Origin of the sequence: Trichocoleus sp. DQ-A1 (genome assembly GCF_039961955.1) — a bacterium.
Classification (GTDB): domain Bacteria; phylum Cyanobacteriota; class Cyanobacteriia; order Cyanobacteriales; family FACHB-T130; genus FACHB-T130.
Map to the genome: position 1 here is coordinate 86,987 of NZ_JAMPKE010000016.1, position 12,137 is coordinate 99,123.

The 12,137-nt window shown below is 46.2% G+C and carries 10 protein-coding genes; 3 read left to right on the forward strand and 7 right to left on the reverse strand.

Features of this window, described 5'->3' with window-relative positions; translation table 11 throughout:
• Nucleotides 1-87 precede the first annotated feature (87 nt).
• Complete coding sequence (locus tag NDI33_RS16580; protein ID WP_190413096.1) at nt 88-318, reverse strand: hypothetical protein; 231 nt, start codon at nt 316-318, stop codon at nt 88-90.
• Nucleotides 315-2,090, reverse strand: coding sequence for a S8 family peptidase (locus NDI33_RS16585; protein WP_190525922.1), 1,776 nt, complete (start codon nt 2,088-2,090; stop codon nt 315-317). Before NDI33_RS16585 ends, NDI33_RS16580 begins: the two co-directional genes overlap by 4 nt.
• 1,475 nt (nt 2,091-3,565) lie before the next feature.
• Here NDI33_RS16585 and NDI33_RS16590 point away from each other — a divergent pair.
• Nucleotides 3,566-3,994, forward strand: a complete 429-nt coding sequence (locus NDI33_RS16590; protein WP_190413100.1) for a hypothetical protein — start codon at nt 3,566-3,568, stop codon at nt 3,992-3,994.
• A 331-nt stretch (nt 3,995-4,325) separates the two neighbouring features.
• On the opposite strand, the gene NDI33_RS16595 is transcribed toward NDI33_RS16590, so the two are convergent.
• The 4 genes from NDI33_RS16595 to NDI33_RS16610 form a co-directional block, all read right to left on the reverse strand.
• Nucleotides 4,326-4,532 carry a hypothetical protein gene (locus NDI33_RS16595; RefSeq protein WP_190413102.1) on the reverse strand — a complete coding sequence of 69 codons (207 nt, stop codon included), beginning with the start codon at nt 4,530-4,532 and terminating at the stop codon, nt 4,326-4,328.
• A gap of 840 nt (nt 4,533-5,372) precedes the next feature.
• A complete protein-coding gene (locus NDI33_RS16600; RefSeq protein ID WP_190413729.1) occupies nt 5,373-5,990 on the reverse strand; it encodes a J domain-containing protein in 618 nt (205 codons plus the stop codon).
• Between the two features lie 174 nt (nt 5,991-6,164).
• On the reverse strand, nt 6,165-6,761 hold the full coding sequence (locus tag NDI33_RS16605) for an ATP-dependent Clp protease proteolytic subunit (protein ID WP_190413106.1): 597 nt from the start codon (nt 6,759-6,761) through the stop codon (nt 6,165-6,167).
• 114 nt (nt 6,762-6,875) lie between these two features.
• A complete protein-coding gene (locus tag NDI33_RS16610; RefSeq protein ID WP_190413108.1) occupies nt 6,876-7,535 on the reverse strand; it encodes an ATP-dependent Clp protease proteolytic subunit in 660 nt (219 codons plus the stop codon).
• A gap of 468 nt (nt 7,536-8,003) precedes the next feature.
• Between NDI33_RS16610 and NDI33_RS16615 the strand changes: the two genes are divergently transcribed.
• Nucleotides 8,004-9,245 carry a VWA domain-containing protein gene (locus NDI33_RS16615; protein WP_190413111.1) on the forward strand — a complete coding sequence of 414 codons (1,242 nt, stop codon included), beginning with the start codon at nt 8,004-8,006 and terminating at the stop codon, nt 9,243-9,245.
• Between the two features lie 150 nt (nt 9,246-9,395).
• On the opposite strand, the gene NDI33_RS16620 is transcribed toward NDI33_RS16615, so the two are convergent.
• The gene (locus NDI33_RS16620) at nt 9,396-10,475 is read right to left on the reverse strand and encodes a PIN/TRAM domain-containing protein (RefSeq protein WP_190413113.1); all 1,080 of its coding nucleotides are present in this window, start codon (nt 10,473-10,475) and stop codon (nt 9,396-9,398) included.
• Nucleotides 10,476-10,841: 366 nt separating this feature from the next.
• Here NDI33_RS16620 and hemW point away from each other — a divergent pair, with 366 nt between their 5' ends.
• Nucleotides 10,842-12,104: a radical SAM family heme chaperone HemW gene (gene hemW / locus NDI33_RS16625; protein WP_190672721.1), complete on the forward strand. Its 1,263-nt coding sequence runs from the start codon at nt 10,842-10,844 to the stop codon at nt 12,102-12,104.
• The last annotated feature ends 33 nt before the right edge of the window (nt 12,105-12,137 follow it).

Genomic DNA, 12,137 nt, shown 5'->3' on the forward strand with positions numbered 1-12,137 from the left:
ACTGTGCTAGAAATAACGAGAAGCAGAAGGCAGATTAGCGATCGCTCATTCGCTGTTAACGAATGACCAACCGCTAAGCGCTCATGGCTAATCCGAACTGACTTCCTCAAAAGATTTAACTTCTAGAACTGGGCCAATCATCGCGAAGGTCATCACGTCCTTTCGCACCTCACCTTTGACTTTCACTTTGAGTCCCGATTTGCGTAAATCTTCTGGAGCTTTGTGGAGTTCGTAGGTTTCACCCTCTTGTGTGACTAGCGCCCAGGTGCCTGGACCAAGTCCCTTGCGTTCGATAGTGCCTTCTACGCTGATGCTCATGCTGTTTGCCCTTCTCCTTTACTGGATAAATAGGCGAGTCCGATACACAGGAGGGCATTAGTAATTAGGAATAGCCTAGCGATCGCGCCATGACCTAACCACAACATCGCCGGATCTGCTACGGCACTCACTAATAAACAGGATGCCACGCCCAAGGTCGAGCCGATCGCAAACCACTTCCAACTGCGGTGTCCCAGTAGCAAGGCGATTAATGCAAAAGGAATCAACACGCTGGCGAAGATGGGATTCAATAAACCACTGCCTTGAATCGTATTGCCCAGTTCGGGAATCGAACTGCCCATCATCCGGAAAGGCCACTGAGGAAGATCGAAAATATAGAAGCCGCGCAGGAAGAATAATCCAGAACTCCCGGCAACTAAACCGCTGGTTAGCGACCAACTCCAGCCAAAGGGGAAATAATTCCGCAAGAACCAGGCAAGGACATAAGAACCTAATACCATCGCAATCTTAGGTAACAGTGCCACCGCACCGCCATCAATCCAGAAGCGAGGATTGAGATAGCCATTATCGCGCAACCAGCGGAAGAAGTCGCGGAAGGTAATTTGCCCGCGTACCGCCAGTTTTACAGCCGCAGAAGCATCGAGATGACCAGCCCCAAAGTAGTTGAGAGCGTCATCTGAAATTACCCGTGCCGACTTTTTGAGGACACCCAATACTTCCTCCGGTTCGGTTACGCCAGAGGCTTTCACTAAAGCGGCGACACCGGCAACGTGGGGAGACGCCATACTGGTGCCTTGGAAGGCAGCAAAAGTGGGGATGAGCTTCCCGTTTTCGTCATAACTAATGGTCTCTTGCAGAATCCCACCCGATGGATTTTCTTCGGTGATTGCACCACCAGGGGCTGAGATATCCACACCAGCACCATAGCTGGAGTAAAAGGCTTTTTCACCGGCAGAATCAATTGCTGAAACACCGATAACGTGGGGATATCGAGCTGGGTAGGAGGCAGAATTCTCATTAGAGTTTCCTGCTGCGGCTACGATGACGACGCCTTTGTTGTAGGCATAATCAATCGCTTCTTGCATTACCTGACTTTCGCCACCACCGCCCAAGCTCATGTTAATGACATCAGCACCGTTATCGGCAGCAAATTTGATGGCTTCAGCAATATCGGCAACGGTGCCGCCGCCTTCTGCACTCAACACTTTCAAAGGCATAAGGCTGGCTTCGTAAGCAATACCCGCGACGCCATAGCCATTATTGGTGGCTTGGGCAACAGTACCGCCAACGTGGGTGCCGTGCCCGTTGTCGTCGTCTGCTTGGTCTCGGTTGTTAACAAAGTCGTAGCCTTGGACAAACTTGGTATCTTTCAGGTCAGGAACGCGACTGATGCCGGTGTCAATGACGGCAACTGTCATCCCTGCGCCTTTGGTTTCGTCCCAAGCAGATTCTACGTTGATACTCCGTAGGTTCCACTGTTTGCTGTACTCTGGGTCGTTGGGGACTTCCAGAGCTTTGTAGACATAATTCGGTTCAATATATTCGGTTTTTTTGGCTAAAGGCGATTTTTTTAGAGTTTTCAGCAGGTTGCGATCGCCTTTAATGATATACAACTGATCTGACTCGGAAAATTCGCTGTTATACTGAGCGCCAAGCGATCGCACCTGTTCTTGCACCACTTCTGCTGGTACGTCTTCGCGGAAATCTAGCACAATCGAGTCAAACTCACCTTGTGCTGCCAGTCCTTTGAAGTTAAACAGGGCAAAACCTACCCCCAATAAAAACAAGCACGCTATCAAAAGCTTTCTCATATTCACCCGTCTTGTGAGCGCCAGTTTCTCCCCACGATAACTCATGCATCTGCCCCGTGGTGTATTTAGTTTTTAGTTATTAATTTTTGTTTGTTGGAGTAATACCGCTCGTTTGCAGTAATAAGCGATACGAATCAGGCTGCTTGTGACAAAAGTTCTCTTGAAGCGAAAGAACCCTATTTTTACTCTTACTGAAGGACTTGTGGGTTTTCAGCCGATGAGCGTCTATTTAATACTCAGTTTGAGGTGAGGGAGGCATTCTCTTGTCGTTAGCGGGTTCCTGCGCCTTGACTATTATCGTCCGAGAATCCTAGATTTGGGGGTTCGTAGGTTTGATTTTGTGTATTATTATTGGGAGTTCTGACGCTAAAGTTCAATTGAATATTGAGCAGTTGTAACCCAAATATAAAGATGAATATTCCTGTAGCTTTTATTAGTAGATAACTCATAAAATTTTTATCGTTTTGAAATAGTTATGATGAAATTATTTTTTTAAATCAGATCTATTATTCAGTGCTGTAAACTGAATAACATCAAATAATTTTCAATTAAAATCTTATATTAATTAAATATTTAGAGGATAACGTTAACATCAACTTTGGTTGAGCCATACGAAAAATTCGACTAATAGTAAATATTTGAAAAATCACTTGTTCGATAATGACTTGAGGTAGATAAATGTGAGATTGCATCTTAGTTTGTTGAATTCGATGTTTTTAATTATGAAGGTTTTATTAAGATTCTCTAGTGATAAAAACCTATAGTGAAATGTGACATTATTGCTGCAAATATTTGCTTGAAATCCCCAAGTTTGAGTGATGGGATTGGCTCACCAAATGTGACTGGCTGTTTCCAGCTTTGTGATCTCGATCGCAGCTAGAAACTGGGTGCAGCGTAATGAGCGCCAAAATACCTAACGATACTGGTAGTTTCGGCTACACCAACCCTTTTACCCCTCTTCAGCTGAACGATGCATTACCCGCCTCTGTTGAAATCATGTATGGGTAAAGCATTGGCGCAGAAAGATTTGGGTTGAAGGGACTTGTACAAGGCACGAGTACTTCACCCTCAAACTGAGAACCCAAGGGCGCATCTGTACGGGAGAAGCATCAGGAAGACAACAAGCTGGGACTTATGCGTAATGCCTCGTTCAGGACAAAGGGGCGGAAGTTGTGAGAGCTTTTATCGAAACAAAGCCAGTGAGGCAGGCTAAATTGAGTTTCCGAAGCGCGAAGCGCCTCTCAAAGAGCTGGCGGACTTTGTTGGTATTGGTAAGTATTGGTAAAGCCTTATTCAAGCCTTTGGGCAATTTACTCTCATCGGGAAGCTTCTGGAGAAACCTTTCGACGGTTTTAGGCAAATCTAGAGCCAGTATTTATACTTAGCAGATAGCCGAAGGGGAGCTAACCAAGGATAGATGCAATCGTCTGTTAGGCTGCAAGATATCAGAATAGTTAAAGAGCGAAAATCCGACAATGGAAAGAGGTCTGTTGTGGCTGCCCCTACTGGCAGCGTTTATCTGGCTGGCTTGGCAAGGCTGGAATGAGTATCAAAAAGTTGAAGCTTATCGCGTCTGGGCACAGCAGTTTGAGCGATCTAAGTACGATATCTATGCAGTGTTGGCTCAAAATGACAGCACTTTAACCTGGGGAAAACCGACGCGCAAAGGTCCAGTGGAGGTGCAAACGTTTTCCTTAAAGGATGTTAAAGCGATTCGGCTGCTAGTAGATGACAAGCCAGTTGATTTAGAAGCACTGCCCAGTAAAGGTCGTGTCGCTTCGCTGGAATTTGTCTTTGCACCAGCCGCTTCGGTGAAAATCCCCTTTACTGAGATTCCCCTTGCAGCGGAGTGGGGAAATTTTCTACAGCAGGAATTACAAAACTTGGCAGAGGGGAAAGTGTAACGATTTTCAGACAAAGAGGCCAGGCGGGTTTTGGACTTGTATCGGAAAGCGATCGCTCATTTATCCGACGTATGGAATAATACCCAAAAAAACCCGTATTAACGGGTTAATCAGCGATCGCACTATTTAAAAGGGAAAAACTAAACGATTGAAGAACTCCTTTCATGGGCTTGCTATTATAGACGGGTTGCAATGCATAGATTCTTATTGAGAAAATTGCTTTTTCAGTTTCCGGCAACCCGTCAAACAGAAGCGTGCTATTAAAGGAGAAATAAAAAAAATTGGCTTTCTAACTTTCAGACTGTTTCAGATTCCTCTTTTCTGTTGTATTTTAAATTACAATTGCTTCAACTCGTTTCTGCGAATCTTCTTGGGAACATTCGTAGGGAATTTTAAACCGAGGAATTCCCAGTTGACAACCTTGCCATCCACTTTGAACGGTTACGCCAAGAGTTTGACAACAGCCGCCACGTCGTCCCATCGGATTATAAAATTGACAATAGCGACAGGCTGAAACTGGTGAATTTAAGGGTTGCATAAAGTATTTCCTTTGAGGAACCATTTCAAAAGCAAAATTTCTCTGTCTTTATAAAGTATGCGATCTGATTTTTACAATGAGCTATAACTTGTACGATATCCACTTAAAACATTGCATTTCATCATAAAAAGTTATGAAGCTGCTTAACATAAATACGAGCGTCAACTATCCATAGATTAAGCAATTGCAACATTGCTCAAAACAATCTGCTGTCAAGCGTTATAGGCACTGGATAAAATCCTTCCCTTCCCAAACAAACGGTTATTGATGGGTGAGAGGACATTTATAAAGAAAATCTGAATCTCGTTAACCTACATTTTTGGTAGAGACAGCCAGATTTCAGGTTCCGTTTTTAAGAGAGGCTAGGGCGAAAATGCGTCTAGAGTAACGATTTTCACAATTAATATTTATTTAATAAATTATCTGTTATAGCAATCCTAAATTGTTCCTGAAGGCGAGATCCCCGCTAAGAAGTCGGCGATCTGAACCGTTAGCATCATCACAACTCAAATACGACTGCTCTATAGGAGTCGCTTTATATAGCGGTGCTTACTCTCGCGTGCAATATCCTTGTAACTGATTCAAGCACCTGAGGCAGGCAATTCTGAGGGCATGATTGCTTTTCTCAAGTATCTCCTAGACAAATGTCCCAACAGTCCCATTGCCCTGATTTGAGATGGAGCCACCTATCTATAATGGCTCACAAGCGGTGAGAGAGTCCTTGGAGTCGGTTAATCAAGGCTTCGAGGAGTCCAACTGGAAAATCACTTGCATTCGCTTTGCTCCCAAAGAATCCCAAGCAGAACCCAATTGAAGATATTTGGTTGCAGCGAAGTAAAGCTAAAAAATCTGCTCTAAACGGCGAAAATCTCGTTCCACTTCTGCCCAGAGAGAGCGATTGTGGGGGTCGGTTTTCAGGGCTTTTTTTAGATAAATTCTTGCCTTTTCGAGTTGCTTTTCAGCGATCAGCTGACGCCCCCAACGTTGATAAGCGATCGCTTGCCACTGACGCACTTCTGGATCTTCTGGCAGACGTTGGGCGAGTCCTTCGATGAGGGCGATCGCGCGGGGAAATCGGCGATTTTTCAGCAACTGCTGCAACTGCTGATAAGAACTCCACTTCAGCTGTTGCTCAGTTATCGATAAGTCTGGGAGTTTTTGAACGGGCGTTTCTTTGGGCGTCTCTTTGCGAGTCACCTTCGTGACGGAAGGTTGAGGAGGCGGTGCAGCAGTCTGTTCTGGATTGGATACTTTCTCAACCGTCTCAGACTTATCTACTACACTGAGGAGGAACTTGTAAGCCTCCGTCAACTCTATAAATTTATCTTGCGTTTGGCGATCGCCAGGATTTGCGTCGGGATGATACTGCCGTGCCAAACGTCGGTAAGACGCTTTAATTTCTGCAAAAGATGCCCCTGATCTTAACCCCAACACCCGGTAACAATCTGCGAGGTTCATCAGAGGAATCATCTATCGATTAGGCTTTAATCTTTGTTGATAGTCGGGAGTTTATTTCTAGCCCTTCGCTTTTAGCGGTTAGCTATTAGCTTCTGAGAATCTTGTTGGAAGCCCAAGTTTACAATTGCGACTACCCACCCGTCAAGCAGCTAACAGCTAACAGCTAATCACTCATTACTTCGGACGTTCTTCGATAACGCGGTCAATTAGACCGTATTCCTTCGCTTCTTGAGCAGACATGAAAAAGTCACGGTCCATGTCCTTCTCAATTTTCTCAATAGGCTGACCCGTCCGGTGAGAATAAATCTCATTCAGCTGGCGACGAATCCGTAGAATCTCTCTCGCTTCAATCTCAATGTCTGTGGCTTGTCCCCGCGTACCACCAGAAGGTTGGTGAATCATAATCCGCGAGTGAGGCAAAGCGAGACGCTTACCTTTTGTCCCAGCGGTCAGCAGGAACGAACCCATTGATGCCGCTAAGCCTACACAAATTGTCACCACATCTGATTTGATGTGCTGCATGGTGTCATAAATCGCCATGCCAGAAGTGACTACGCCACCCGGAGAGTTGATATAGAGATAGATGTCCTTGCCCGGATCTTCCGAATCCAGATAAAGCATCACGGCAATTATCTGGTTAGCCATTTCATCATCAACATCTTCGCCCATGAAAATAATCCGTTCCCGGTAAAGGCGATCGTAGATGTTAATCCACTCGGTATATTGTCCCCCTGGCATCCGGTAGGGAACTCTAGGGTAGCCAATAGGCATAATGTAGAACTCCGTTCGTAAAAAGTGAAAATTCGTATCCAAAGAATTAAAAATGCAAAATTAAAAATTAAAAATTTGAATGGTCTTCATTTTTAATTTTTAATTTTTAATTCTTCAGATGACACCAGCGGGAAGTGGTGTTGGTAAATCTGATTTGGACTCTAGAACCCGATCGATCAAGCCATATTCCACAGCTTGCTCCGGAGTCATATAGAAGAGTCGATCCATATCCTTGGCAATTTTTTCAGGAGTCTGACCTGTATTGCGCGATAGGATATCCAGCATCGTTGTCTTATTAGCCAGCACTTCTTTGGCTCGGATTTGAATATCCGTCGCCTGACCGCGAGCGTAGCTCTTAGTCTGGTTCAGGATAATCGTGGCATGGCGCAGGCTAGCGCGATAGCCTTTAGTCCCAGCAGAGAGTAGCATTGCCGCCATTCCCATTGCCGAACCGATACAGATGGTATGAATGGGCGGCTTGATGTAGTTCATCGTGTCGCAGATGGCGAAGGCTTCGGTTTCAAAGCCAACAGGTTCGCCGTCGTAACGCGAGGTGCCGGTGGAATTGATGTAGATTTTGATCGGTTTTTCTGGATCTTCGTACTGCAAAAACAGCAGTTGGGCGATGATTAGTTTCGTTACCTCTGGCACCAAGGGCGTTCCCAGATAGACAATCCGCTCCTTTAAGATCAGGGAGGGTAAGTCTGGTGGCGGTGTTCGGTAGAAGCTATCGCCGCCGTAGGGAGCTTGAACAGCCTGGATGGGTGAGTTCATGGCGTATCGGAAAGCTGCAATAGTGGTGCTATCTTTAATTTGACATTAATTCCGGTGTGCCCCACCGTACTGACTGGATTCTAGCAGTTTTACTCCCCTTACCGCTTTTAGTCAGGTTGAGGGTGGCTTGATGTCGCTTTAGCGCCTGTCAGCGGGCTTTTTGGGAGGGGACGCCGGAAAATGGGTCTTAAACTCTTCTAATTTTTGGGTTTTTAAACAGAGAAACCTGAGTTTAAGTATCGGTTTTTGCGAAAGGTGATGGGTGAAATCCACCCCAGCGATCGCGTTTTACTCTGCAAAGAATTGCGATCTTTTGGCTGGCTGCTTCCGCCGTGTTGGGCTGCAAGCTATTGTAGAAAATAAGCCCGGTCGCGGTTGGGGTAATTTTATGGTTCCCTTTCCGGAGCGTCAGCGTTTAGTCTTGTGGTTACTCCGATCCCTTCTTGTTCTGCCAGGAATGAGCGTGCTATGAGAGTTGGTTTACAGCCTGCTTTGAATGATATGAATATTGACGCGACTCAAACGAGTAGCCAGCGTCAACTAGAAATTTCTATTTCTGCGATCGCTGGGGATCTTGAAGATCGTGCCCCGCTCAATTTATGCATAATTCTCGACCACAGTGGCTCGATGAATGGACGCCCCCTGGAAACGGTGAAACAGGCAGCGATCGGTCTGGTGGATCGTCTCACACCGGGCGATCGCATCTCGGTTGTCGCCTTCGATCACAAAGCCAAAGTGCTTGTCCCCAACCAAGTCATTGACAACCCAGAAAATATTAAGAAACAGATTAATCGGCTCAGTGCAGATGGGGGTACGGCGATTGATGAGGGTTTAAAACTGGGAATTGAAGAACTGGCGAAGGGCAAAAAGGAAACGGTTTCTCAAGCTTTTCTGTTAACAGATGGCGAAAATGAGCATGGCGACAATAACCGCTGTCTGAAATTTGCCCAAGTGGCGACTGGCTACAACCTGACGTTGAATACATTGGGATTTGGCGCTCACTGGAACCAGGATGTTTTGGAAAAAATTGCTGATGCGGGTGGCGGTACGCTGTCCTATATTGAGCGTCCCGAACAGGCAGTTAATGAGTTTGGACGCTTGTTTAATCGAATCTCTGCGGTGGGGTTGACAAATGCCTACTTATCAATTTCGTTAATGCCGAAGGTACGGTTAGCGGAACTCAAACCCATCGCCCAAGTTGCTCCAGATACCATTGAACTGCCGGTGCAACAAGAAGGCGATCGCTATACGGTACGTCTGGGAGACTTGATGAAAGATGTGCCGCGAATCATTTTGGCGAATCTTTACGTCAGCCAGCTAGCGGAAGGGCGTCAAGCGATCGCCCAGGTGCAAGTCCGTTACGACGATCCCGCCCAGGATAAAATGGGGCTAATTTCTCAACAAGTCTTAGTTGAGGCGAATGTTGTCCGGAGTTACCAACCCGCACCCAATCCTCAGGTGCAACAGTCTATTTTGGCGTTGGCGAAATACCGACAAACTCAGTTAGCAGAGGCGAAATTGCAGCAAGGCGATCGCGTGGGTGCAGCGACGATGTTACAAACTGCCGCCAAAACCGCCCTGCAAATGGGAGACAAGGGAGGCGCGACGGTTCTCCAAACCAGTGCTACTCGCTTGCAATCAGGTGAAGAACTTTCGGAAGCAGATAGGAAGAAGACACGGATCGTCTCTAAAACTATTTTGCAGGAGTAGGCTTTTTTAACGCAAAGGTACGCCAAGGTTAACGCAAAGGTACGCAGAGGAAGCAATTTACCTCTGCGTACTTTCTTGGCGGTGAGATTTTAAGAGTGGTGCTTGTGGGCTTTCTAGGTGCCACCAGTGGCGATCGCCACTTCAAGCTACTCAAGCCACAACAGACGCTTGAGGGCGAGCAAAAATCATTCGCCCCGCCGAAGTCTGCAAGGCACTGGTTACAACCACTCGGATTTCACCACCCATGTAGTCGCGCCCGTCTTCCACAACCACCATTGTTCCATCATCCAGGTAGCCGACGCCCTGAGCTGGTTCCTTGCCACCCTTGATAATTTTGATATCCAAGCTATCACCAGGCAGATAAATTGCCCGAATTGCCTGAGCCAAATCGTTAATATTCAGCACCGGCACTTTCTGCAAAGTAGCAACCTTACTCAAGTTGTAGTCGTTGGTGAGCAAAGTGCCGTTGATTTCTTGCGTCAACCGGACTAACTTCGCATCCACCTTGGGAATTTCATCGTAATCGGCGGAGTGGATTACAATCCGTTCTGAGTAAGCATCCTTCATCTGGTTCAGGATATCTAGCCCTCGCCGTCCCCGAACTCGCTTCAGATCGTTGGAACCATCTGCCAGTTGTTGCAGTTCCTGCAAGACAAACTGGGGTACGAGGATTTGACCTTCGATAAAGCCAGTGTTTAGCAGTTCTTCAATGCGACCATCGATGATGCAGCTGGTGTCTAAAACCTTGGTCGAGGCAGGTTTGAGGGTTCCTTCTGCCACCAACATCGTTTCCACGCTGTGGGGACTAATCAGCCTCAAGAAGGAACGACCGTGGGTATCCGCTAAAGTCACTCCCAAGTAGGAAAACATGACACTGCCTAAAATGGCAACAAGAGGCTTAATAAAAGCAAAATCGAAGGGCATTGGTAGTAAGAAAACGGGTGCCAGCATCAAGTTGGCAACTAATAAGCCAATCACCAAACCGACAGCTCTGGTCAAAATGACCTCGATCGGCATTTCCCGGACTCTCTTTTCCAAGCGTCGATAGGTCGTCTGCACGAGCAAACCGGCAGCGCCCCCAACCAGGGCGGCAAACCCGGCGAAGACCCAGCGTAAAGCGTCCTGATTGCTGACTTGATGTAGGGCACCGCTAGGCAGTAATTCAATCGCGTCGAACCCGATTCCCGCCGCTGCTAGGATGAATAAAATAATAATGATTGCGTCAAGCATGGTTTCCAGTTATTTGGGATGATTGCTTCAATTCCTGAAAGCGGCTCTCAAGAACTGATACAAATTTACATTTGTTTTATTATATCTTTTGTGTTATTGACTTCACTCTTGCGTATGACCATTGATTTAGCACCAGCATTTAATCCAATTTGAGCTATTTTGATGAAGTCACCTCTTTATTTATTAAAAGAACAATTCTGAAAAATTAGCCAATTATGTCGCTTCTAAAAGGCAGGAAACAAGACGGGGTATAGCCTTGACGTATTCTTGCTAAGAGAAGAAAAGACCTGACAACAATTCAGTAAAGTAACAACTGTTAATCAAACATTTAAAGATTTCATCGCTATATTGAGTATTGATACAAATATGGTCTTAAATTATTTAATCCCGGACGCAAAAAATATTAATTTGGGTATCCCCAGCTCTGCTTATCTCCACATTCCATTTTGTAGACGCCGGTGCTTTTACTGTGATTTTCCAGTGTCTGTGGTAGGGGATCGCAAGACTGGTAAGAACTCTGGCACAATTGAGCAGTATGTTGAGGTATTGTGCCAAGAAATTGAAGTTACACCAGTACAAGGAAATTCCCTAAAAACAGTTTTTTTTGGAGGTGGTACTCCTTCGTTGTTATCGGTGCAACAACTCAAGCAAATTTTGACTCAACTTGATGCTGGTTTTGGTATTGCCACCGATGCTGAAATTTCGATGGAGATGGACCCTGGCACCTTTGACTCGCAACAACTTCAAGGCTACCGCTCAGTTGGAGTGAATCGAATCAGTCTGGGGGTACAGGCGTTTCAGCCAGAACTATTGGAAGTATGCGGGCGATCGCACTCTGTCTCTGATATTTTTGCAGCTGTGGAGCTAGTCCGCAAAGTGGGGGTTCCCGAATTTAGCTTAGATTTGATTTCTGGTTTGCCCCATCAGACGTTGGAACAGTGGCAGGAATCTCTAGAAACCGCAGTAGCGATCGCGCCCACTCATATTTCAATTTACGATCTCCAAGTCGAGGCAGTTACTGCCTTTGGGCGTCAGTATCAACCCGGTGCCAAACCGCTTCCCACCGATGAAATGGCTGCCGAGATGTACCGACTGGCGCAGCAAGTTCTCACCAGTGCCGGTTATGAGCATTATGAGATTTCTAATTATGCCAAACCCGGTCATCAATGCCGCCACAATCGAGTTTACTGGGAAAATCGCCCCTACTATGCCTTTGGCATGGGTGCCGCCAGTCATTTGCAAGGGTGCCGGTTCACCCGTCCCCGCAAAACACGGGAATATTACGAATGGGTGCAACAGATAGTCAAAGCAGGTGGCGTCTGGGATTGTCCTCAAACATTGACATCTGAAGTATTGTTGGAAACATTGATGCTGGGCTTGCGTCTAGCAGAGGGCCTTAGTTTATCAACCTTATCCGAACAGTTTGGCAAACAGACGCTGCAACAAATTTGGACGTGTTTGCAATCCTACTACCAGCAAGGTTGGGTAGAAATTGTTGGCGAAAGCGGGGAAGCGATCGCACTTGACGCCCAGAAACTCCCACCAAAGGGACGATTGAGATTAACCGATCCGGAAGGTTTTTTATTTTCTAATGTAATTTTGGCGGATTTGTTTAGCGAACTAGGATAAGTTTGAGGGCATAGCGTGTGGATTGATGATTCG

Excerpts from the sequence above, each read along its gene's own strand:
- NDI33_RS16605 (WP_190413106.1), bottom strand. The coding sequence starts at position 6,761 with ATGCCTATTGGCTACCCTAGAGTTCCCTACCGGATGCCAGGGGGACAA.
- NDI33_RS16595 (WP_190413102.1), bottom strand. The coding sequence starts at position 4,532 with ATGCAACCCTTAAATTCACCAGTTTCAGCCTGTCGCTATTGTCAATTT.
- NDI33_RS16610 (WP_190413108.1), bottom strand. The coding sequence starts at position 7,535 with ATGAACTCACCCATCCAGGCTGTTCAAGCTCCCTACGGCGGCGATAGC.
- NDI33_RS16615 (WP_190413111.1), top strand. The coding sequence starts at position 8,004 with ATGAGAGTTGGTTTACAGCCTGCTTTGAATGATATGAATATTGACGCG.
- hemW (WP_190672721.1), top strand. The coding sequence starts at position 10,842 with ATGGTCTTAAATTATTTAATCCCGGACGCAAAAAATATTAATTTGGGT.
- NDI33_RS16580 (WP_190413096.1), bottom strand. The coding sequence starts at position 318 with ATGAGCATCAGCGTAGAAGGCACTATCGAACGCAAGGGACTTGGTCCA.
- NDI33_RS16585 (WP_190525922.1), bottom strand. The coding sequence starts at position 2,090 with ATGAGAAAGCTTTTGATAGCGTGCTTGTTTTTATTGGGGGTAGGTTTT.
- NDI33_RS16590 (WP_190413100.1), top strand. The coding sequence starts at position 3,566 with ATGGAAAGAGGTCTGTTGTGGCTGCCCCTACTGGCAGCGTTTATCTGG.
- NDI33_RS16600 (WP_190413729.1), bottom strand. The coding sequence starts at position 5,990 with ATGAACCTCGCAGATTGTTACCGGGTGTTGGGGTTAAGATCAGGGGCA.
- NDI33_RS16620 (WP_190413113.1), bottom strand. The coding sequence starts at position 10,475 with ATGCTTGACGCAATCATTATTATTTTATTCATCCTAGCAGCGGCGGGA.